The sequence below is a fragment of the Janthinobacterium sp. FW305-129 genome (genome assembly GCF_020858115.1).
Classification (GTDB): Bacteria; Pseudomonadota; Gammaproteobacteria; order Burkholderiales; family Burkholderiaceae_D; genus Janthinobacterium.
Genome location: NZ_JACYMM010000001.1, coordinates 809,488 through 831,290 on the forward strand (window position 1 = coordinate 809,488; position 21,803 = coordinate 831,290).

Consider the following 21,803-nt stretch of genomic DNA (forward strand, 5'->3'; position numbering starts at 1 on the left):
GATTGCCTGATAATATGAGGGCATTGCTACTTTTCGCTCCCCCATCCATGCACGTCAACACGCTCAGCAGCCTGGCGCAACTCCTGGCCAGCGCCGAAACGGAAACCCTGGCCTTTCCTACCAGCATCAATACGGCCCTGCTCCTGCAAAAGGAACTGGCCAACCCCGATTGCCACTCGGCCGACATCAGCCGGCTGCTGCTGTGCGAACCGACCTTGTCGGCGCGCGCCGTGGCGCTGGCCAATTCAGCCCTGTTCGCGCCCGGCCAGGCACCCGCCATCACCAGCGTGCGCGCCGCCGTCGAGCGTCTCGGCCACCGCAACCTGTATGCGCTGGCGACGGCGGCCGTCATCCGCCAGCTGAACGCGGGCATCCGCGACGAAGCCTTGCGCGCCCATGCCACCCAGCTGTGGGCGCACACCGTGCATGTGGCGGTGCTGGCGCATGCGCTGGCGGGCGCCGTCACGCACACGGATGCCGATACGGCGCTGTTCGCCGGCATCGTGCATGAAGTGGCCGGTTTCTATTTGCTGGCACAGGCCGACAAGACGCCGGGCCTGTACGCCCAGCTGGAAACGCAGATGGCCTCCGCGCTGGAAGTGATCGGCCGGGGACTGATGCGCCAGCTTGGCGTGCCGCAGCCGGTGGCCGACGCCGTCAACGCCTTGCCCGGTTCGACCATCATGCTGCCGCCCGAAGGCTTGCGCGACACCCTGCTGCTGGCCAAGGCGCTGGCGCCGGTTCCGTCGCCGCTGCCGCAGGCCAGCATCACCGTCGGCGCGCCGCTGCAGGCCTACCTGGAGCACGATCCCGTGCTGCAGGCGCTGCGCACGCAGCCGTCGGCCGAAGCGAAGGGCCTGATCGAAGTGCTCCTCAGCTGATGGCCGATCTGCTATGATGGCGCAGGCCGGGATGGACCCGGCGCGCTTTCATTGACGTCCACTGGAAAACTGCCTTGACTATCTCCTTACGCATGCTCGGCCTGGCCGCAGCACTGACCGTGGCGTGCAACGCCAACGCCGACAGCTTCGTTTCCTCGGCCTCCAGCGCTGGCTCCCAGTCGAGCGGCAGCATTTCCGATTCGCTCAACGGTTCGAGCAACAGTTCCTCGCGCGACAACAAGGTGGCCAATGGTCCCTACCGCATCATCGACGTGGCCGCCTTGCCGGGCCGCGACGGCATGACGCGCCTGACCATGCAGGCCGACGCCACGGCGACGCCGCTGGTGCTGGACTTGCCGCAAGCGGCGCTCGACAAGCAGCAGCTGGCGCAGGGCGACGTGGTGCATGCGCAAAACCGCGCCTACGGCATCGAATTCTCGCGCAACGACACGCGCGCCGCCTTCTTCCTCGTGCTGGCCGACGAGTGGTACGGCGAACTGGCCACGCGTCCCGTCAGCCTTTGATTTTGCGCAAGCTGGCGCCGCTGCTGGCCGGCTGCGCCGCGCTCGTCCTGGCCGGCACCGTCCAGGCAGGCACTTCGCTCGCCTCCTCGCGCTTTTGCGACCGCGCCCAGGAACTCACGGCCACGGAACAGGACCGGCTGCTGCGCTTTGCCGCCGTCGTGCGCGAGGAACTGGCCGCCAGCGAAGGCAGCGTGGCCCTGATCAGCCGTTCCGGCCTGGACCTGGCCCGCTTCGGCATCCGCTATTCGCACGCGGCGCTGGCCTGGCGCCATGACAATGACGACGGCTGGTCCGCGCGCCAGCTGTACTACGCCTGCGACGAAGGCCGCCCGCGCATCTTCGACCAGGGCACGGCCGGTTTCGCCATGGGCACGGCCAATCCATCGCTCGGCTACATCTCGCTCGTAAAACTGCCGGCGGAAACCGGGCCGCCCCTGCGCCGCGCCCTGCTCGACCCCGCGCGCGTGCAGCAGCTGCTGGCGGGCCGCTACAGCGCCAATGCGTATGCATTCAGCCTGAAATATCAAAATTGCAACCAGTGGGTGGTGGAAATGCTGGCCGCCGCCTGGGGCGAACTGGCTGCGGGCAGCGGCTTGCGCGCCCGCGCCCAGGACTGGCTGCGCGCCGCGCCCTACAACCCCGCACCCGTCGACGTGGGCGCCCGCTGGCTGATGCTCGGTTCCATCTTCGTGCCCCTCGTGCACATGGACGACCATCCGCCCGAAGCCATCGGCACCATGCAGCTGGCGGTCAGCCTGCCGGCCAGCCTGGAAGCATTCGCGCGCCAGCGCCTGCCCGCCAGCGAACGCGTGGAAATCTGCCACGACGGCAAGCAGGTGGTGGTGCACCGGGGCTGGGAACCGATCGCCGATGGCTGTATTCCTGGCGCAGACGACCGGGTCATCGCGCTCGATTAGTTAGGTATCCACGTCGAGCGCTTCGCCAATCGCATAAAAGCGCCCGCCGGCGATGTAGTGCAGGCTGCGCCAGTCCGGACCAGCATCCTCGAAATGCCAGTGGCCATCGCGGAACACGCGCGTGTCGGCCCAGGCGCCCACCACTTCGCCGATGAACAGGTCATACGCAGCCTGGTTGTGCGGCTCGGGGATCAGGCGGCAGGCCAGCCAGGCCGAGCATCCGGCAACGAATGGCAGATCAAATCCTTCCCGCTGAAACAGCCGCACGCCGGCGCGGACCAGCTTATCGGGCTGCGCATCGAGCCCGTGCGTGCCGACGGCATGCGTGAGCTGCAGCTGCGCCGCCGTCGGCACCTGGATGACAAAACTGCCGCTGCCTTCGACCAGCGCACGCGTGCGCGTGGCCTTGTCCAGCACCACGGTCAGTTTCGGCGGCGCGAAATCGAGCGCGCAGGCCCACGCGGCCGCCATCACATTGTCCACGCCGCCATGGCGGGCCGAGACGAGGATGGAGGGGCCGTGATTGAGCAGGCGGTAGGCCTTTTCCAGCGGCACCGGGGCGATATGGCCATGTTCAGGCTCCGTGCCTTTCAGGGACAGGAGCATGTCCCACTGGTCGATGCCCGGTCCGAAGCCATCCGGCGTCACCTTCACGGGCTCAAAGCCGAAGCGCGCATAAAACTGCTGCGTATGCTGGCTGGTATTCATGCGCACGCTGGCGACTCCCGGCATGGCGCGTATCGCGTCCAGGCGCGCCTGCGTCAGCGCGCGGCCCAGTCCCTGGCCATGCGCATCCTGCGCCACCATGCCCCAGCACAGGCTGGCGACGCTGCCGCCCGCCTCGATGGCATGGCCGCCGCAGGCGACGATGCGGCCGTCGTGCAGAATCACCAGATACGGATGCGTCGAGGTATCGAGCCAGGCGGCAAAGTCCGCGCGCTCGGACGGGTCGAAAAAGCGCGGCGCATTGCCGTCGAACAGGGCCAGGCAGGCGTCGCGGTCGCCGGCCCGGTAAGGACGTATTGTTTGCATTTTCCGTACTCAAAAGAACATGAATGCCGATTATAGGCGATGCGCATTCATGCCAGCTGCTCCGAACTGACGATGTGCACGCCCGGCGCCGCGGCCAGCGCCGCTTCCAGCAGGGCGCCGGCGATGCGCGGCGCGGGATTGATGCGCCAGCGGCGCGGCAGCACGGGCCCCAGCACGCGCAGCACGCGCAAGGCGGCGCCCTCGCCCGCGCGCGCCTGCTCGCGCTCGCCGCCGATCAGGCCCGGCCGCACGCAGGTGAGCGATGCAAAACCCAGCTGCTCCAGGTCGCGTTCCAGCTCGCCCTTGACGCGGTTATAGAAGATGCGCGAGGCGGCGTTGGCGCCGGCGGCGGAATTGAGCGCATACGCAGGCGTGCCGGCCGCCAGCGCCAGGCGCGCCACGGCCAGCGGATAATCGTGGTCGACCCGCATGAACGCCCGCCGCGTGCCCGCCACCTTCATGGTCGTGCCCAGGGTGCAGATGACGGCGTCCGCCTGCCACCACGGCGCGTCGGGCGGCAAGCGGTCGAAATCGACGATGGGCGCATCAAGCTTGGGATGCGCCGGCAAGGCCTTGCGCACGGGCGCGACGACCTGGCTGACGCGCGCGTCGGCCAGCGCCAGGCGCAGCACTTCGCGGCCCACGAGGCCGGTGGCGCCGACGAGCAGTAATTTCATGGCTTTCCCGTTCAAGTTGCTGTCAGCCACCACCATACACGGAACTCAGGACAGGCGCAGCGCCAGCGCCGCCAGGGTCGCCAGCAGCACGGGCACGGTCAGCACGATGCCGACGCGGAAATAGTATCCCCAGGAAATGTGAATATTCTTGCTGTCGAGCACATGCAGCCACAGCAAGGTGGCCAGGCTGCCGATGGGTGTGATCTTCGGTCCCAGGTCGCTGCCGATGACGTTGGCGTAGATCATCGCTTCGCGCACGGCCCCCTGCGCCGTCGTCGGGTCGATGGCCAGCGCGCCCACCAGCACCGTCGGCAGGTTGTTCATGACGGACGACAGCAAGGCCGTCAGCACGCCCGTGCCCATGGCCGCGCCCCACACGCCGTACTGGGCGAAATGGTTGAGCATGCCCGTCAGGTAAGCCGTCAGGCCCGCATTGCGCAAGCCGTACACGACCAGGTACATGCCCAGCGAAAAGATGACGATCTGCCACGGCGCATGGCGCAGCACGTGCCGCGTGGAAATGACATGGCCCCTGCCCGCCACGCCCAGCAGCAATGCGGCGCCCACGGCCGCGATCAGGCTGATGGGCACGCCCAGGGCTTCTTGCGAGAAAAATCCCGCCAGCAGCAACGCCAGCACCAGCCAGCCGGCGCGGAAAGTACTCAAGTCGCGGATGGCGCTGCCGGGGTGCCTGAGTTGCGCCAGATCATAGTCGCGCGGGATATCCTGGCGGAAAAAGAGCAGCAAGGCTGCCAGGGTGGCAAGCACGGCGACGACGTTGACGGGCACCATCACGGACGCGTACGCGGCAAAGCCGATCCTGAAATAGTCGGCCGAGACGATATTGACCAGGTTCGACACCACCAGCGGCAGGCTGGCCGTGTCCGCAATGAAACCGGCCGCCATCACGTAGGCCAAGGTGGCTTTGGCGGAAAACTTCAGGGCCCGCAGCATGGCGATGACGATGGGCGTCAGGATCAGCGCGGCGCCGTCATTGGCGAACACGGCGGACACCAGCGCGCCCAGCAAGACCAGCAAGGTAAACAACTTGCGCCCGCTGCCGCCGCCCCAGCGCGCCACGTGCAAGGCGGCCCACTCGAAGAAGCCGGCCGCATCCAGCAGCAGGCTGATGATGATCACGGCAACAAAGGTGCCGGTGGCGTTCCACACGATGTGCCAGACGACGGGGATGTCGCCCCAGTGGATCACGCCGGCCAGCAAGGCCACACAGGCGCCGATGACGGCGCTCCAGCCTATGCCCAGGCCGCGCGGCTGCCAGATGACGAGGGTTAAAGTGGCGAGAAAGATCAGGAAAGCGGTCAGCATGGGGCGAGGTTCCGTGCGATGCGGCGTCGCGGGCACCATGCGCCGCAGCCTGTGTATGTTTTCATCTATTCCATAATACTGGAATTATTGAATTAATGCAAAACAGCAAGGCATTCCTTCACGTCGAGGCGATGGCCAGGGCGGGAACCAGCGGTGAAAAAAAAGTGTCTCCGCAGCCGTTTACACTTGTCTTTAAGCAACTTAATCGGTGTATAGTCGCAGGCACGATTGCAACTGGGGTCAGGAAAGTGGCACGCATTTATCAGACCAACAACATGGGTGAAGCCGACGTGCGGGTGGCCATCGTGCAGCGCGGCAATGCCGACTTGCTCGTGCACCGCGCAGCCAGCCGGGGCCTGGCGACAGGCGACGCGCAGTGGTTCATCACGCGCGAGCGCCAGGATGCCACGGCCAGCGTGTACTTCACCTCGCAAGGCTTTGCGCAGCTGACCATCTGTTTTGTCGACCAGGCCGGCGAGGCAGGCTGGACCAGGCCACACCGGCTCAAGGGCTGCCTCTCGCACGGCGGCAGCTGACACTCAAGCGGAGGAATGCGTCACGGATTTGATTTTGCTCGAACCCGGCAACCCTGACCTCGTATTCGGCAAGACGCCGGACGGCGGCAGCCTGATCGACAGCGCCTGGAGGGACAACGGCGCGCTGCAGGCGGACGGCCAACCCGGCACCCGACACACGACGGGCTGGAGCCTGGCACGCAACCGCCCGATCAGCGCTTTTACGGCTTGACACCGAGCACGGCTTCGACTTCCGCCTTGCACTGCAATAGCGCCGACAGCAGCTGTTCCCGCTGGGCGTGGAAACGCAGGGCCGGCACGCCCAGCGACAGCGCGTAGCGCTCGCTCGTCCCCGTGTCCAGGGCCACGCCGATGCCGCACACGCCCGGCGCGTGCTCTTCCATATCGACGGCATAGCCCTGCGCGCGCACCTGCGCCAGGTGCGGCAGCAGTTGCGCAAGCGCCGTGATGGTCTGGTCCGTGCGCGCTTCCAGGCGTTCGCCGAACAGCCGGCCCAGCGCCTCGTCCGGCATCTGCGCCAGCAACGCCTTGCCATGCGCGGTGCAGTGGATCGGGTAGGCCGTTCCCACGGCCGAGACGACGCGCAGCTCATGGTCGGAACAGTACTGGTCCACCGACACCGCATGCAGGCCGCGGTACACGCACACGTCCACCGTTTCGCGCGTGCGCCGGCCCAACGCTTCCGCGTACGGCCGCAGGACCGCCACCACGTCCGTATGCGCCGACGCCGCCAGGCGGGCGATGGCCGGCCCCAGCTTCACCCCGCCGGCGCCGGAACTGACCAGTTGCTGGGCTTCCAGCGCGGCGACGATGCGGTGCACCGTGGTGCGCGGCAAGTCCGCGCCCTTGGCGATCTGCGCCAGGCTCAGGCCGCCCGTCTGGTTTTCCAGCGCGCGCAGCACCGCCGCCGCGCGCGCGATGACTTGCTTGCCGCTATTGCCTTCGTTTTCTTCACTCATCTCTTTACCCAATTGTGCATGACGATAGCTGCCGTGACGGCATTGACCGGCATTGTACATGGCCCTATAATTGTTCCATCATTCGGAACACTGTTCCGATAAACGGTTTAGTTAACCCGAACACCAGGGAGGCGCATGTCCAGCCGCAGTATATCGAAGACAGCAACGTGCACGCTCCTTTGCGTTGCCAGCCTGACCATCATGGTGGGATGCGTGCTGGTTCCGGGATTGCCGTCCATCGCCGCGCGCCTCGGGGTGGCCGACGCCGCCAGCTGGCTCGTCACGCTGCCCTCGCTGGGCGTGGTGCTGGCCGGCCCCTTCGCCGCCATGCTCATGCAGCGCCTGGGACTGCACCGCAGCCTGCTGGCGGGGCTGTTCCTGTACGGCTTGCTGGGCGTCTCGGGCATGTTCTTGCATGGCCACCTGGCCGTGTTCGCCGACCGTTTCCTGCTGGGCGCGCCGACGGCGCTGGTGATGGCCTCGGGCACGGCCTTGATCTCGGCCTTGTTCAGCGGCCAGGCGCGGCTGCGCATGATCGCCAGGCAAGGCATGACGATCGAACTGGGCGGCGTGCTCTTCCTCGCCCTGGGCGGGCTGCTGGCCACGGCGGGCTGGCGCTATCCCTTCCTGCTGTATCTGGCCTCGTGGGTGCTGCTGGCATGCGCCTGGCGCTGCGTGCCGGCGCCCGGGCCGGCCGGGGATGGCGGCATGGATGGTCCTGGCCCGTCGCGCGCCCTGCTTCACGTCCACGCCCTGGCGGCGCTGTCCATGACGGTGTTCTTTGCCGCCATCATCGTCTTGCCCCTGCGCTTGCAGCAGCTGGGCTGGAGCGAGGACCGGGCCGGGTATTTGCTTTCCTTCGTGTCGCTGGTGGCCGTGGCGGCCGCCTGGCTGATGCCCCAGGCGGTCCGGCGCCTGCATGAACACGGCACCCTGGGCGCCGCCTTCGCCTGTTATGCGCTGGCACACCTGCTGTTTGCGGGCGCCGCCGCGCTGCCCGCGCTGCTGGCCGGCGCCGTGGCGCTGGGGATGGGCTTCGGCCTGTCGGTGCCCCTGTGCACGCACATGACGGTCGAGCGCAGCCACCTGCCCAGCCGCAACCGCAACCTCGCGTATCTGTCGATGGCCATCTTCGGCGGGCAATTTCTCTCTTCCTTCATGACCTGCCTGCCCGGCAGCCACGCCACGATGTTTGCCGCCACGGCCGCGCTGGCCCTGCTGGGCGCGGCCGTGGCGGCCGCGCCGCTGCTGCGCCGCCGCGCCGCCGGCTCCGCGACTGTTTCCACCACCCGCACTGAAAGGTAAGACCATGGATCTCAACGACGTCCACGCCCTGCTGCACCCCGCTCCCCTGGCACTGGAAACGGGCTTCGAACGGCTGCCCAGCGGCGTGCTGCACGTGGCGTGCCGCACCGACTTGCCAAATTGCACTGGCGAGATGTTTGAATGGTGGTTCCGTTCGCGGCCCGACACGGAACGCTACCTGATGTGGCATCCGGTCGACCACCTGGCCAGCGGCTGGATCGAAGGCAGCGCCGGGACGCACGTCGGCTCCATCCATCTGGCGGAAGAATTTTTCAGCGGCATGCCGGCCGAACAGCTGGCCATCCAGTTCCGCGATCCCCGTGAATTCTTTGACGCGGAGCAATATGCAGCGGCGCGGGCCGAGGGCCGCATTTCGGCCGCCGTGTGCGCCAGGGTGGGCATGAGCTATGCGCCGCCCCGCACGGCGGACGGCGCCGTCATCGGCGGGCGCCTGCTGCACATGGGCCGCGACACGGCCTGGGGCATGACCTTGCGCAGCCATTTCTACATGGGCCAGGACTTGCCGGACGCCGGCCACAGCCCGCAAGAGATCGCCGCCCTCTTCCCCGATGCATTCGCCCGCGCCCTGCTCATGCATTGCTACAACGAATTCACTTTCCTGGCGCAATTCCTGCGCTCCCACTACCAGGCGAAGCACCGCGACAGCGTGCCCGTGGCGCTGCCATGGTAGAAGGAGGTCACTCCTCGAGGCCGCCTCCCAGCGCCTTGTACAGGGCCACGGCCGACTTGAACTGGTCGCGCCGCGCGTCGAGCAAGGCTTGCTGGGCCGCATACGACTGGCGCTGCGCGTCGAGCAATTCCAGCCGGCTGTCCTGGCCCGCATCGTAGCGCAGCTGCGACAGGCGCTGGCGCTGGCGCGCCGCCGCCACCACGCGCTCTTGCGCGGCAATCTGCTGCGCAAACGTGGCGCTGCCGGCCAGGCCGTCGCGCACGTCGCGGAATGCCGCCTGGATCGCCTGCTCGTACTGCAGCACGGCAACATCCTTGCGCAGCCGCGACAGCTGCAATTCCGCGCGCAGCTGGCCGCCCTGGAACAGCGGCTGCGTCACTTGCGGCGCGAACGACCAGCTGCGCGCGCTGCCGCGGAACAGGTCGCCCAATTCCGGGCTGGCCAGGCCCAGCGACGCCGTCAGCGACAGGCGGGGGAAGAAGGCGGCGCGGGCGGCGCCGATTTCCGCATTCGCCGCCACCAGCGCATATTCGGCCTGCAAGATGTCGGGACGGCGCGCCAGCAAGTCCGACGGCAGGCCGGGCGGCAGCTGCGTCAGCACGGGCTGGCCATCGAGCGGCCGGCCGGCGGGCAAGTCCGTTGGCAATGGTGCACCGAGCAGCAATTCCAGGTTGTTGCGCGAAAGTAGACTGGACCGTTCCCGGGCCTGCACGTCCGCTTCCGCCGTGGCGGCCTGGCCTTCGGCTTGCGCCACGTCAAGGCCGCTGCCCTGCTGTGCGCCGTGCAGGCGCTGCGTCAGGAGCAAGGCCTGGCGCCAGTCAAGCAAGGTTTGCCGGGCCAGCGCCAGCTGTTCCTCGGCCAGCCGCTGCTCCAGGTAGGCGTCGGCCACGGCGCCGATCAGGGCCATGTGCGCGGCGCGCTGGCCTTGCTGCGTGGCCAGGTAGCGGGCAAACGCCGCGTCCGACAGCGAGCGCAGACGGCCGAACAGGTCGAGCTCGAACGCGCTCATGGCGATACCGGCCGTGAACTGGTTTTGAACGGTGGCATCGGCGCCGCGCTGGCGCACGCCGCCCGCATTCGCGCCGATGGCCGGGTAGCGGCCCGCGTCCTGGATCTGGTATTGGGCCCGCACGGCTTCCACGTTGAGCGAGGCCACGCGCAAGTCGCGGTTGTTTTCCAGCGCGATGTCGACGAGGCGCTGCAGGCGCGCATCGAGCAGCATCTGGCGCCAGCCCAGGCCGGCCGCGGTGTCGGCCGCGACTGGCGCGGACGCCTCGGCATACGCAGCCGGAATGGGCGGCGCCGGCTTGACCAGCGGCGGCGTCAGGGAACACGCCGACAGGGCCAGCGCGGCCAGGGGCATGATAAATATCAAACGCATTACGATTCTCCTTCCACCGCCTTGACGGCGGTGCGATTGCGCTTATTGTCTTTTAGAAAATAGCTTGCCATCCTGTCGACAGTGCCCAGCACCACGACAAAGAACACGGGCACGAAAAACACGGCCAGCACGGTGGCGGTGATCATGCCGCCGAACACGCCCGTGCCGATCGCGTGCTGCGTTTCGGCACTGGCGCCCGTGGCCAGCATCAGCGGCACCACGCCCAGCGCGAACGCCAGTGACGTCATCAAAATCGGGCGCAGGCGCAGGCGGGCCGCTTCCAGCGTCGCCTCGACCAGGCCACGCCCTTGCGCCTGCAGCTGGCGCGCATATTCGACGATCAGAATCGCATTCTTCGCCGACAGGCCGATGATCGTGATCATGCCCACCTTGAAGAACACGTCGTTCGGCATGCCGCGCAGCATCACGGCCAGCACGGCGCCCAGCAAGCCCAAAGGCACTACCAGCATCACGGAGACGGGAATCGACCAGCTTTCATACAGGGCCGCCAGCACGAGGAACACCACCAGCATCGACAGCGCCATCAGCATGGGCGCCTGCGAGGCCGATTCCTTCTCTTGCAGCGACTGGCCCGTCCACGCCAGCGCGAAGCCGGGCGGCAATTGCTTCACCAGACGCTCCATTTCCAGCATGGCGTCGCCGCTCGACACGCCGGGCGCCGCGCTGCCGGAAATGCGCGCCGACGGGTAGCCCTGGTAGCGCACCAGTTGCAGCGGCGACTCGCTCCACACGGGGCGCACCAGCTCGCCCAAGGCCACCATGCCGCCCGCGTTATTGCGAATGCGCAAGGCCAGCACGTCGTTCAACTGCATGCGCGATGGGGCATCGGCCTGGATGATCACTTGCTGCATGCGGCCGGCGTTCGGGAAATCGTTGACATAGGTCGAACCCATGGCCGCCGTCAGCATGTCGGCAATCGCCGTAAACGGCACGCCCAGCGCCTCGGCCTTGGTGCGGTCGATATCGAGGCGCACGCTGGCGCCGGGCGGCAAGCCGTCCGGATACACGCCCGCCACCTTGGCGCTTTGCGCGGCCAGGCCCAGCAGCTGGTTCTGCGCCGCCTGCAGGGCGTTGACACCCTGGTTGGCGCGGTCTTGCAGGCGCAGGGAAAAGCCGGACGAATTGCCCAGTTCATCGATGGCGGGCGGCATCAGGCTCATGATCACGCCCTCCTTCGCCTGCGCCATGGCCGCCTGCGCCAGCGCCACCTCTTCCTGCGCCGTGGCGCCGTTACGTTCTTTCCAGTCCTTCAGCATGGTGAACGCCAGGCCCGCATTCGGTCCCGCGCCGGAAAAGCTGAAGCCGAGGATCGATTGATTTACCTCAATGCCGGGCCGCGTGGCCACGTGCTGCTCGTACAACTTGACGACATCGAGCGTGCGCTCCATGGTGGCGTCGGACGGCAGCTGGATCGAGGTAATAAAATATCCCTGGTCTTCTTCCGGCAAAAAGGCCGACGGCAGCTGCATGAAGGCCACGCCCAGCGCGGCGACAATGGCGACATACAGCACCATCGAGCGCCCCGCGCGTTTGAGCATCGCCACCACGCCCTTTTCATAGCGCGCCGTCATGCGGTCAAACTGGCGGTCGAACCACCGGAAAAATCCCTTTTTATCGTGGTCATGCGGGCCGATGGGTTTGAGCATGGTGGCGCACAGGGCCGGCGTCAGGCTCAAGGCCAGAAACGCCGAGAACAGGATCGAGACGGCCATCGCCAAGGTGAACTGGCGGTAGATGGCGCCCACGGAGCCGCTGGCCAGCGCCATCGGGATGAACACGGCCGTCAGCACCAGGGTGATGCCGACCACCGCCCCCGTAATTTCGCGCATGGCTTTCGACGTCGCTTCCTTTGGCGACAGGCCTTCGGTCGCCATCAGGCGCTCGACGGCTTCCACCACCACGATGGCATCATCGACGATGATGCCGATGGCCAGCACCATGCCGAACATGGTCAGCACGTTGACGGAATAGCCGGCCAGCAGCATCACGGTAAAGGTGCCCATCAGGGCAATCGGCGCGACGATGGCGGGAATCAGGGTGTAGCGTATCTTTTGCAGGAACAGATACATGACGAGGAACACCAGCACCATGGCTTCGAGCAAGGTGACGACGACCTTTTCGATCGAGATTTTGACGAACGGCGCCGTATCGAACGGCACCGAGTACTTGATCCCGGCCGGCATGGTGTGCGCCAGTTCGGCCATGCGCGCGCACACGGCGGCCGCCGTCTGCACGGCGTTGGCGCCGGGCGACAGCATGATGGCGGCGCCCGATGCGGCTTGCCCGTTTTCGCGGATGCTGAAATTGAAGCTTTGCGCGCCCAGCGACACCTTCGCCACGTCGCCGATGGTCACTTTCGAGCCGTCCGCATTCGCGCGCAGCACGATGGCGGCAAATTCGGCCGGGGTTTGCAACTGGCCCTGCACCGTCAGCGGAATCGTCACGCGCTGGCCGTGCACGGAGGGCGAATCGCCGAGGCGGCCCGGCGCGATCTGCGCATTCTGCTGCGCGACGGCGGCCGTCAGCTCGCCCATGGCGATGTTGTACGACACCAGCTTGGCCGGATCGACCCAGATGCGCATGGCCCGCTCGGAACCGAACAGCTGCACCTTGCCCACGCCGGGGATGCGGCGCAGCTCTTCCGTCACGTTGCGCGCCAGGTAGTCGCCCAGCGCCACTTCATCGTGCTGGCCATTGTCGGAGATCAAACTGACGATCATCAAAAAGCCCGACGACGCCGATTCCACCGTCAAGCCGTTTTGCCGCACGGCTTGCGGCAGGCGCGGTTCGATGGCTTTCAGGCGGTTTTGCACGTCCACCTGCGCCATTTCCGGGTCCGTGCCCGGCTGGAAGGTGACGGTGATCGAGGCCGAACCCGAGGTATCGGTGGACGACTCGAAATACAGCAGGTGCTTGACGCCCGACAGTTCGCGTTCGATCAGGCTGACCACGGAATCGTTCATGGTTTGCGGCGTGGCGCCAGGGTAGTTGGCGCTGATGCTGACGCTGGGCGGCGCCACGGAAGGAAAACGCGCAATCGGCAATTGCGGTATGGCGATCAGTCCGAACAGGACGATGAAGACCGCCACCACCCACGCAAAGACGGGGCGGTTGATGAAAAACTGAGGCATGTAATTAAACTTTCAATAAGTACACTTTAAATATGTACGGATCAGCGCACGGCGCTGACGACGGGCGCGGTGGCGACGGCGGCGGCGCGCTTCCATGGCTGGGGTGCGGCGGTGGCGCCCGGCTGCAGGCGTTCCTGGCCTTCGATGACGACGGTGTCGCCCGCCTTCAGGCCGCCGCTGACCACGTACTGGTGCTCGACCACGTCGCCCACGGTAATCGGCTTCAGGCTGGCTTTGTTCGTGCCGTCCAGCACCCAGGCCTGCGCCTGGCCGCCGCTGCTGCGCAAGACGGCTTGCTGCGGCAGCAGCATGCCGTTGGCCTGCACGGCGCGGGCGATGCGGGCGCGTACGAACATGCCAGGCAAGAGCTGGCGCTGCGGATTGTCGACCAGCACGCGGATGACGGCGTCGCCCGTGCCCGCATCGACGCTGATGCCCGAGAACAGGATGCGCCCCGTGACGGGATGCGGCTGGCCGTCGGCGCCTAAAATGGTCACGGGCAGCTTGTCCGCGCCGTCCGTGCCGTCCGAACCTGCGGCCCGCAGCGCGGCCAGCGCGGCGGCCGGCTGGCGCACGTCGACATACACCTTGTCGATCTGCTGGATGCGCGCCATCGGCGCCGCATCGGCCAGGCCCACGAGCGCACCCTCCGTCACCAGCTCGGAACCGATGCGCCCGGCAATCGGCGCCTCGATGCTGGCAAAGGCCAGGTCCAGGCGCCGGCGCGCCAGGGTCGCGCGCGCCTGCGCCACGGTGGCCACGGCTTGCTCGCGCTGGGCCACGGCATCGTCATACGCCTGGCGGCTGATGGCGTCCGCTTCCACCAGCGGTTTTAACCTGTCCGCCTGGCTGCTGGCGCGGTTCGCCGTGGCCACCGCGTGCTGCAGGGCGGCGGCGGCGGAATCGACATCCGCCTGGAATGGCGCCGGGTTGAGCTGGAACAACTTCTGCCCCGGCTGCACGTCGGCGCCCTGCTCGAACTGGCGGCGCAGCACGATGCCGCCCACCTGCGGACGGATGTCGGCCGTGCGGAAGGCGGCCACCCGGCCCGGCAATTCGTCGCTGAGGACGACGGGCGCCGCTTGCAGCTTGAGCACCGTGACGGCGGCGGGCGGTGCGGCCGCCTCTTCCGGCGCGGGTTTGGAACAGGCGGCAAGGCTGAACAGTGCCGCGGCGATCAACATGTTTTTCTTGGAGAGGTGGTTCGGATGCATGGTCTTTTCTATGGCAGATCCCAACCGGCGGTCCGGTCGACAGATAAGCGCAGCATAAAAGGCCAAGGTGGATATTTCGTCAAAGAAATGTGGAGATTCGATGGAGAGAAAGAAGAATGCTAGACTATTTCAATGAACTATCATCACAGCGCCAGCCAGCCCTCGTTTCTTGCCACCACGCCGCCTTCCGCCCTCGTCCTGATCGCCGAAGATGAACCGCAAATCGCCCGCATCCTCGCCGGTTACCTGGAGCGCGACGGCTACCGCACGGCCTTCGCCCTCGATGGCCAGGAAGCGCTGCAGCAGCACCTGGCGCTGGCGCCGGACCTGTTGCTGCTCGACGTGCAGATGCCCCGCGTCGATGGATGGGGCGTGCTGGCGGAAGTGCGGCGGCGCGGCGAGACGCCCGTCATCATGCTGACGGCGCGCGACCAGGATGCCGACAAGCTGGCCGCCCTGCGCGTGGGCGCCGACGACTACATCATCAAGCCCTTCAATCCGGCCGAAGTGGTGGCCCGCGTGGCCGCCGTGCTGCGCCGCTCGCGCGTGCGCCACCACCCCGTGGGCGGCCAGCGCCTGCGCTGCGGCCCCATCGACATTGACCAGGAAACGTACGTGGCCAGCGTGCTGCGCGACGGCGCGCCCGTGCCCTTGACCCTGACGTTGACGGAATTTCGCCTGCTGGCGCACCTGGCGCGCACGCCGCGCCGCGTCTGCAGCCGCCTGGAATTGCTGGAGTCGTGCATGCCCGAAAGCAATTCGATGGAACGCACGGTGGACAGCCACGTCAGCAAGCTGCGCAAGAAGCTGGAAGAAGCTGGCGTGATGAACATGCCCGCCAGCCTGCGCGGCGTGGGCTACCGGCTGGAAAGCGACTGATGCGCTTCACGGGCCTGAACCGGCAGATCATCCTGTCGATGTCCGTGCTGATGGTATGCAGCATCCTGATCATCTGGATCGGTTCCTGGACCTTCTTCGCCATCGCCTTCAAGATCGATCCCGGCATGCTGTCCGAGCCGGACGACTGGTCGCCCAGCACCGTCGAATGGCTGTGGATCTTCGCCATCACCGTCTTCGGCCTGGGCCTGGCCGCGTTTTTCGCCATCAAACTGGCCGCGCGCATCCTGAAACCGATCAATTCCGTGATGGACAGCGTGCGCCGCGTGGCCCACGGCGACCTGTCCGCGCGCGCCTTCGCGGGCGACCGCAGCCTGGGCGAGACGGCCATGCTGGTCGATGACTTCAACAGCATGGCCGAGCGCCTGCAGCGGGGCGCCAAGGAAAGCGAGACGTGGAATGCGGCCATCGCGCACGAACTGCGCACGCCCGTGACCATCCTGCGCGGCACCTTGCAGGGCGTTGTCGACGGCGTCTTCAAGCCCGAGGAAGTGCCGTTTTCCAGCCTGCTGGCGCAAGTCGAAGACCTGGGCCGCCTGATCGAGGACTTGCGCACCCTGAGCCTGGCCGACAGCGGCCACATGCAGCTGCGCATGGCGTGGACGGACCTGACCCTGGAAATCGAGGAAGTGGGCCGGCTGCTGGCGCAGGAAATGGAAGCGGCCGGCTTTACCTTGCAACTGCACCTGTCCGACCATCCCGTCTGCTGCGACGCGGCGCGCATCCGGCAAATCGTGCTGGCCCTGCTCGACAACGCGCGCCGCTACGCGCATCCGGGCCTGCTGCGCGTGCGCACCCGCGTGCTGGCCGGCCAGTACTACCTGAGCGTCGAGGATGCGGGCCCGGGCATTGCCGAGGAACTGGCGCCGCACGTGTTCGAAGCGTTCCGCCGCGGCGACAGCGCCAGGGTCGACCTGAACGCGGGCAGCGGCCTGGGCCTGGCGGTGGTGGAAGCCATCGCCCGCGCGCACGGCGGCAGCGCGGCCTGCACGCGCGGCAAGGCGGGCGGCAGCGTGTTTACCGTCAAGTGGCCGGTCGAGCACGGCGCGCCGCCGGCCGCGGTCTAGGCAACACCGCCGGCGCGCAGCATGTCGACAAAGGCGCGCAGCACGGGCGGCATCTGCCGCCGGCCCGGGTAGTACAGGAAGTAACGGGATGGCGGCGGCAGGCAGCGCTCCAGCACGCACGCCAGCCGGCCCGCCGAGATATCGGCGCGCGCATCGGCCTCGTACACATACGCCAGCCCCGCCCCGTCGCGGGCCGCGCGCAGCATCAATTCATCGTCGTCGAACACCAGCGGGCCGTCGACGGCGATGCTGACGGCGGCCCCATCCTGCCCGAATTCCCACGCATACTGGCGCCCGCTGGGAAAGCGCCGGCCTATGCAGGCGTGCGCCAGCAAGTCGCGCGGCGTGCCTGGCGCGCCATGCGCAGCCAGGTAGGCGGGCGACGCCACCACCACGAACGGCTGCGGCGCGCCCACGGGCACGGCGATCATGTCGGCCGCCACCTGCTCGCCGAAGCGGATGCCCGCGTCAAAACCGTCGCGCACGATATCGATCATGCCGTCATCGGTGACCACTTCCACCTGCACGCGCGGATAGCGCGCGATAAAGCCGGCCAGCATGGGCGCCAGCAGCAGCCGCGCGGCCGGACGGGGCACGTTCAGGCGCAGCTTGCCTGCGGGCACATCCTGCAAGGCGCTCAGGTCTTGCAAGGCATCGTCGATTTCGCGCATGGCCGGTTCCAGCCGCGCCAATAGCTGCTGCCCCGCCTCGGTCGGCGTGACGCTGCGCGTGGTGCGGTTCAGCAGGCGCACGCCCAGGCGCTCTTCCAGCGCCCGCAGCGCATGGCTGAGGGCGGAAGCGGACACGCCACGTTCGAGGGCCGCCTTGCGGAAGCTGCGCAGGCGGGCGACGGCGGCAAAGGCCGTCAATTCGTTGAGGTCAGCCATTGTCGAGGAAAAAATTCATGAACAAAATTCAGTAATGCATGCAGGATTAGGCATCTTATCGCATGCTGTTGCTTCATCCATACTCCTTGCATCTTTTTTTGAAAGGAAATGACAATGGAACACAGAACACTGGGCCACTCCGGCTTGCGCGTCGCCCCCATTGGTCTGGGCTGCATGGGCATGAGCTTTGCCTACGGCGGCGCAGACGAAGCCGCCTCGCTGCGCGTGCTGCACCGGGCAGCGGAACTGGGCGTAACCCTGATCGACACGGCGGAAGTCTACGGCCCCTACGCCAACGAGGAATTGGTGGGCCGCGCCCTGAAGCAATTGCGCGGCAAAGTCAGCGTGGCCACCAAGTTCGGCTTCAAGATCTTGCCTGAAGGAAAAGGCGTCGAACGCATGGCCGGCGTCGACAGCCGCCCCGAACACATCGTGCAAGCCGTGGAGGCTTCGCTGTCCCGGCTCGGCATCGAGTGCATCGACTTGCTGTACCAGCACCGCGTGGACCCGGCCGTGCCCATCGAAGACGTCGTCGGCACCATGGCGGAGCTGGTGCGGGTGGGCAAGGTGCGCCACCTGGGGCTGTCGGAAGTGTCGGCCGCCACCCTGCGCCGCGCCCACGCCGTGCATCCGATTGCGGCCGTGCAGTCCGAATACTCGCTGTGGAGCCGCGACGTGGAAGCGGACGTGCTGCCCGCCTGCCGCGCGCTCGGCATCGGTTTCGTGCCCTACAGCCCGCTGGGCCGGGGCTTCCTGACCGGCCAGCTGCCCTCTAGCGCCGTCCTGGCGCCAGACGACTACCGCCACAGCCTGCCCCGCTTCCAGCCGCCGGCGATGGCGGCCAACGCGCAGATAGTTGCCGAATTGCAAGGCCTGGCGGCGGCGCGCGGCGCCACGGCGGCCCAGTTGGCCCTGGCCTGGCTGCTGGCGCAAGGCGACGACATCGTGCCGATTCCCGGCGCCCGCAGCCTGGCGCACCTGGAAGAGAACGTGGCCGCCGCGCAACTTACCCTGAGCGGCGCCGAGCTGGCCGCCATCGGCGCCGCCATCGCGCCCGCCAGCGTACAGGGCGCGCGCTACCCGGACGTGGAGCTGGCCATGGTGGGGCTGTAAAGGGCAAGAGACAGCTCATCTATACAACTCTCTTTGCTGGGCCGCACTTGAAATGGCTGAATCCGCTATCATTTCCAATCTGAATTATTCACTTTGAAAGGGATTCACATGTCCGATTTGCTCGAAACACTGCAATGGCGCTACGCCACCAAGAAGATGGACCCGGCGAAAACGGTGCCGCAAGACAAGGTCGAGCGCATCCTGGAAGCCGTGCGCCTGACGGCCAGCTCCAGCGGACTGCACCCGTATGAAGTGTTCGTCGTGACGAATCCGGCCCTGCGCGAGCAGATCAAGCCGCACGCGTGGAACCAGTCGCAAGTGACGGAAGCCTCGCACCTGCTGGTGTTTGCCGCCTGGGACAATTACACGGCCGAACGCATCAACGCCCGCTTTGACCTGGTCAACACCGTGCGCGGCTTCAAGAACGAAGGCTGGGAAGCGTACCGCCAGCAGATCCTGGCCACGTATCCGCAGCGCGACGCGGAAACCAACTACCAGCACGCGGCGCGCCAGGCGTATATCGGCGTGGGCACGGCCCTGATCGCCGCGGCACAGGAAAAAGTCGATTCGACGCCGATGGAAGGTTTTGACCCGGCCAAGGTCGATGAAATCCTGGGCTTGCGCGAAAAAGGCCTGCGTTCCGTCGTCATGCTGCCGCTCGGCTACCGCGCCGACGCAGGCGACTGGCTGGTGGACCTGAAAAAAGTGCGCCCTGCGCGCGAGCAGTTCATCACCGAGCTGGCGTAAGCACCTCAAGCGCCAGCGACTGAAAAGCGGATGCCCTCGCCGGTATCCGCTTTTTTTCGTTCAGGCCGCCTGCGGGAAGCGCACCGTCACCTGCAAGCCCCGCCCCGCCTCGCCTTCGGCCAGCGCAATGTCCGCCTGGTGGTGCTCGGCGATATGGCGCACGATGGACAGGCCCAGGCCGCAGCCCCAGGCGTCGTTGCCGTCGGGACGGAAGAAGCGGTCGAACAGCCGCGCATGGTGCTGGCTTGGCACGCCGGGGCCGTTGTCGGACACGCGCAGCAGGGGCCTGCCCTCTTCCAGCGCCGCCTGCAAGTCGACCCGGCCGCCCTGCTGCGTGTAGCGCAAGGCGTTGTCGATCAGGTTATTCAGCAACACTTGCAAGCCGTCGGGATCGGCCTGCACCAGCACCGGGGCCGGCAGCGTTTCCACCACGCCCAGGTCGATCGCGCGGCTGTCGGCCAGCGCGCTGTGGTCGGCCACGGCCGCTTCCAGCAACTGTCCCAGATCCACCGTGTGCAGCTGGCTGGAAGTCAACGCCGTTTCATGGCGGGCCAGGCTGAGCAACTGGCGCACGAGGTGCGTGCTGCGGTCCAGCCGGTCATGCAGCTTGGCCAGCGCCACGCGGCGCTCGTCTTCGCTGGCGGCCCGTTCGGCCACCTGCAGCTGCAGTTTCAGCGCCGTCAGCGGTGAACGCAATTCATGCGCGGCATCGGCAACAAAGGTGCGCTGCGCCGCCAGCGCCGCCTCGAACTGCCCCATCAGGCTATTGAGCGCCAGCGCCACGGGCCGCAGTTCGGGCGGCATATCGTCGGCCGCCAGCGGCGTCAGGGCATCGGGCGACCGGCCCGCGACGGATTCGGCCAGCCGGTGCAGCGGCGCCAGCGCGCGCGCCACCACGACGACGATCAGCACCCCCAGGATCAGCGCGAACACCAGCAGCGGCGCGCCGGCGCGCATGGTCATCTGCCAGGCCAGCTGGTCGCGCACGGCCTGCGCCTGCGCCACCTGCACGTAGCGGCCGCGCCGCGTCTCGCCGTACAGGCGCCAGTCTTCGCCGTGCACGGTAACGTCCGCAAAGCCGGCCAGCGCATAGCGCGGCAGTTGTTGTTCACCCGGCAAGACTGGCAAGGGCTGCCCCTCTTCGTCCCACGCCTGCAGCACGAACGCTTCTTCCGGCTCTTGCGCGGCAGCCAGGCCCGTCTGCGGCTCGAATTCGTCGGGCAAAGCCACGGCCAGCTGGCGTAGCTGCAAGTCGGCCAGCTCATTGGTTTCTTCCAGCAGCGAGCGGAACAGCGAAATGCCGGCACCGAGCACGCACAGCAAGGTGGCGGCCAGCAAACCGAGCAGCAATTGGCGGCGGATCGTCAGCATGGCGCCGTCCGCATCTTGTAGCCCACGCCGCGCACGGTCTGGATGGCGTCCGCGCCGAACTTCTTGCGCAGCTGATATACATACACGTCGACGGTATTGCTTTCCACTTCGCTATCCCAGCCGTACAGCTTTTCGCTCAGTTGCCGCTTCGACACCACCTTGCCCGGATGGTCGAGCAAGGCGCGCAACACGGAAAACTCGCGCGGCGGCAGCTTGATCAGCTCTCCCTCGAACGTGACGTCGTGGCTGGCCAGGTCCAGGATCAGCGCGCCATGCTCGATGACGGAGCGCGAACGGCTGACCCGGCGCCGCAGCAGCGCGCGGATGCGCGCCAGCAGCTCGTCGAGGTCGAACGGTTTCACCAGGTAATCGTCGGCGCCGCTGTCGAGTCCTTCCACGCGGGCCGGCGTGCCGTCGCGCGCCGTGATGATCAGCACGGGCAGCTCGGCGCCCCGCGCGCGCATGGCGCGCAGCACGTCCATGCCCTGCTTGCCGGGCAAGCCCAGGTCCAGCAGCATCAAATCGTAGGCGAAGCCGGCCAGCGCCAGCTCCGCATCGTGGCCATCGCGCACCCAGTCCACGGCATAGCACTCGCCGCGCAAGCCCTCGACCAGGCTTTCCCCGATCATCGGATCGTCTTCCACCAGCAACACGCGCACCCGGGCCTCTCAATGTCTTGAAAAAGCCGCCATCTTACCTTGACCGGCGCCGCGCCGCATGGGCTGCTGCACTGGCCTTACTTGCCAGACCCGCGGAACGGCGGGATATTACCTTCTTGCGGATACAGCGCCACGCCTTTCGCAAGCGGTACCGCCGCAGCGAGCGCCTCGCCAGGCTGGGCCGCTTGCGATACGGGCAGAAAGGCCAGCAGGGATACCGCGCCAACACAGAAAATAGCCTTGATTTTCATATCATTCCTTGAAGGTTGCATAGAAAAGAGCGGATTAATATATTATTTTATATATTAACAAACAGGCAATGCCAGCCCAAGATACCGACATGCCGGCAACAAGTCAATCTGTGCAGCAACTGGATTGCTCGGCCCTGCCCGGCATGAATTCACGCTAGCGTGACTATGTGCGCATTTGGCGCGTTTTTTATGCGGTATATTTTCCTTCCCTCCACG

The 21,803-nt window shown here is 66.8% G+C and carries 22 protein-coding genes and 1 pseudogene; 11 read left to right on the top strand and 12 right to left on the bottom strand.

All coding sequences use genetic code 11. From position 1 onward, the window contains the following. Positions 1-47 precede the first annotated feature (47 nt). The 3 genes from IGS61_RS03375 (at position 48) to IGS61_RS03385 (ending at position 2,322) form a co-directional block, all read left to right on the top strand. Positions 48-881: an HDOD domain-containing protein gene (locus IGS61_RS03375; RefSeq protein WP_230538303.1), complete on the top strand. Its 834-nt coding sequence runs from the start codon at positions 48-50 to the stop codon at positions 879-881. 92 nt (positions 882-973) lie between these two features. Next, positions 974-1,405 carry a hypothetical protein gene (locus tag IGS61_RS03380; protein WP_230538359.1) on the top strand — a complete coding sequence of 144 codons (432 nt, stop codon included), beginning with the start codon at positions 974-976 and terminating at the stop codon, positions 1,403-1,405. Then, entirely contained in the window at positions 1,402-2,322 is a 921-nt protein-coding gene (locus IGS61_RS03385) for a DUF2145 domain-containing protein (protein WP_230538304.1), read from the top strand. Before IGS61_RS03380 ends, IGS61_RS03385 begins: the two co-directional genes overlap by 4 nt. Here the strand turns inward: IGS61_RS03385 and IGS61_RS03390 are convergent, their stop codons facing one another. From IGS61_RS03390 to IGS61_RS03405, 4 genes and pseudogenes are all read right to left on the bottom strand, one after another. Continuing rightward, on the bottom strand, positions 2,323-2,928 hold the full coding sequence (locus tag IGS61_RS03390) for a flavin reductase family protein (protein WP_230538360.1): 606 nt from the start codon (positions 2,926-2,928) through the stop codon (positions 2,323-2,325). A 9-nt stretch (positions 2,929-2,937) separates the two neighbouring features. Continuing rightward, positions 2,938-3,354 (bottom strand): annotated as a pseudogene (locus IGS61_RS03395) (GNAT family N-acetyltransferase); the annotation flags it as partial. A 47-nt stretch (positions 3,355-3,401) separates the two neighbouring features. Continuing rightward, complete coding sequence (locus IGS61_RS03400) at positions 3,402-4,031, bottom strand: NAD-dependent dehydratase (protein WP_230538305.1); 630 nt, start codon at positions 4,029-4,031, stop codon at positions 3,402-3,404. Positions 4,032-4,076: 45 nt separating this feature from the next. Next, complete coding sequence (locus IGS61_RS03405) at positions 4,077-5,357, bottom strand: arsenic transporter (RefSeq protein WP_230538306.1); 1,281 nt, start codon at positions 5,355-5,357, stop codon at positions 4,077-4,079. A 248-nt stretch (positions 5,358-5,605) separates the two neighbouring features. Here IGS61_RS03405 and IGS61_RS03410 point away from each other — a divergent pair, with 248 nt between their 5' ends. Beyond that, positions 5,606-5,893 (top strand): DUF6150 family protein, encoded by a 288-nt coding sequence (locus IGS61_RS03410; protein ID WP_230538307.1) that lies wholly within the window; start codon positions 5,606-5,608, stop codon positions 5,891-5,893. A 34-nt stretch (positions 5,894-5,927) separates the two neighbouring features. After that, complete coding sequence (locus IGS61_RS03415) at positions 5,928-6,104, top strand: hypothetical protein (RefSeq protein ID WP_230538308.1); 177 nt, start codon at positions 5,928-5,930, stop codon at positions 6,102-6,104. Here the strand turns inward: IGS61_RS03415 and IGS61_RS03420 are convergent. After that, the gene (locus IGS61_RS03420) at positions 6,094-6,852 is read right to left on the bottom strand and encodes an IclR family transcriptional regulator (RefSeq protein WP_230538309.1); all 759 of its coding nucleotides are present in this window, start codon (positions 6,850-6,852) and stop codon (positions 6,094-6,096) included. The genes IGS61_RS03415 and IGS61_RS03420 overlap by 11 nt on opposite strands. 135 nt (positions 6,853-6,987) lie before the next feature. On the opposite strand from IGS61_RS03420, the gene IGS61_RS03425 reads away from it, so the two are divergent. Together IGS61_RS03425 and IGS61_RS03430 are read left to right on the top strand one after the other, a co-directional pair. Then, a complete protein-coding gene (locus IGS61_RS03425; RefSeq protein ID WP_268993692.1) occupies positions 6,988-8,157 on the top strand; it encodes an MFS transporter in 1,170 nt (389 codons plus the stop codon). Positions 8,158-8,161: 4 nt separating this feature from the next. Then, positions 8,162-8,848, top strand: coding sequence for a DAPG hydrolase family protein (locus IGS61_RS03430; protein WP_230538311.1), 687 nt, complete (start codon positions 8,162-8,164; stop codon positions 8,846-8,848). Between the two features lie 7 nt (positions 8,849-8,855). Here IGS61_RS03430 and IGS61_RS03435 read toward each other — a convergent pair whose 3' ends face one another. From IGS61_RS03435 to IGS61_RS03445, 3 genes are read right to left on the bottom strand one after another with little or no spacing between them, the layout of a single operon-like run. After that, the gene (locus tag IGS61_RS03435; protein ID WP_230538312.1) at positions 8,856-10,229 is read right to left on the bottom strand and encodes an efflux transporter outer membrane subunit; all 1,374 of its coding nucleotides are present in this window, start codon (positions 10,227-10,229) and stop codon (positions 8,856-8,858) included. Further along, complete coding sequence (locus IGS61_RS03440; protein WP_230538313.1) at positions 10,229-13,381, bottom strand: efflux RND transporter permease subunit; 3,153 nt, start codon at positions 13,379-13,381, stop codon at positions 10,229-10,231. The genes IGS61_RS03435 and IGS61_RS03440 overlap by 1 nt, the downstream gene beginning before the upstream one ends. Positions 13,382-13,422: 41 nt before the next feature. Continuing rightward, positions 13,423-14,595, bottom strand: coding sequence for an efflux RND transporter periplasmic adaptor subunit (locus IGS61_RS03445; protein WP_230538314.1), 1,173 nt, complete (start codon positions 14,593-14,595; stop codon positions 13,423-13,425). Positions 14,596-14,727: 132 nt separating this feature from the next. On the opposite strand from IGS61_RS03445, the gene IGS61_RS03450 reads away from it, so the two are divergent. Together IGS61_RS03450 and IGS61_RS03455 are read left to right on the top strand one after the other, a co-directional pair. Next, positions 14,728-15,474: a response regulator gene (locus tag IGS61_RS03450; RefSeq protein WP_230538315.1), complete on the top strand. Its 747-nt coding sequence runs from the start codon at positions 14,728-14,730 to the stop codon at positions 15,472-15,474. Then, on the top strand, positions 15,474-16,559 hold the full coding sequence (locus IGS61_RS03455; protein WP_230538316.1) for an ATP-binding protein: 1,086 nt from the start codon (positions 15,474-15,476) through the stop codon (positions 16,557-16,559). The genes IGS61_RS03450 and IGS61_RS03455 overlap by 1 nt, the downstream gene beginning before the upstream one ends. Here IGS61_RS03455 and IGS61_RS03460 read toward each other — a convergent pair. Next, positions 16,556-17,446: a LysR family transcriptional regulator gene (locus tag IGS61_RS03460; protein ID WP_230538317.1), complete on the bottom strand. Its 891-nt coding sequence runs from the start codon at positions 17,444-17,446 to the stop codon at positions 16,556-16,558. The genes IGS61_RS03455 and IGS61_RS03460 overlap by 4 nt on opposite strands. Positions 17,447-17,560: 114 nt before the next feature. Between IGS61_RS03460 and IGS61_RS03465 the strand changes: the two genes are divergently transcribed. Both IGS61_RS03465 and IGS61_RS03470 read left to right on the top strand, forming a co-directional pair. Next, entirely contained in the window at positions 17,561-18,559 is a 999-nt protein-coding gene (locus IGS61_RS03465; RefSeq protein WP_230538318.1) for an aldo/keto reductase, read from the top strand. Between the two features lie 108 nt (positions 18,560-18,667). Then, the gene (locus IGS61_RS03470; RefSeq protein ID WP_230538319.1) at positions 18,668-19,306 is read left to right on the top strand and encodes an NAD(P)H-dependent oxidoreductase; all 639 of its coding nucleotides are present in this window, start codon (positions 18,668-18,670) and stop codon (positions 19,304-19,306) included. 60 nt (positions 19,307-19,366) lie between these two features. On the opposite strand, the gene IGS61_RS03475 is transcribed toward IGS61_RS03470, so the two are convergent. The 3 genes from IGS61_RS03475 to IGS61_RS03485 all read right to left on the bottom strand — a co-directional run bounded on the left by IGS61_RS03475 (position 19,367) and on the right by IGS61_RS03485 (position 21,587). Next, positions 19,367-20,677, bottom strand: coding sequence for an ATP-binding protein (locus IGS61_RS03475; RefSeq protein ID WP_230538320.1), 1,311 nt, complete (start codon positions 20,675-20,677; stop codon positions 19,367-19,369). Next, complete coding sequence (locus IGS61_RS03480; protein WP_230538321.1) at positions 20,671-21,336, bottom strand: response regulator transcription factor; 666 nt, start codon at positions 21,334-21,336, stop codon at positions 20,671-20,673. The genes IGS61_RS03475 and IGS61_RS03480 overlap by 7 nt, the downstream gene beginning before the upstream one ends. A gap of 77 nt (positions 21,337-21,413) precedes the next feature. Then, the gene (locus IGS61_RS03485; protein WP_230538322.1) at positions 21,414-21,587 is read right to left on the bottom strand and encodes a hypothetical protein; all 174 of its coding nucleotides are present in this window, start codon (positions 21,585-21,587) and stop codon (positions 21,414-21,416) included. Positions 21,588-21,803 lie beyond the last annotated feature (216 nt).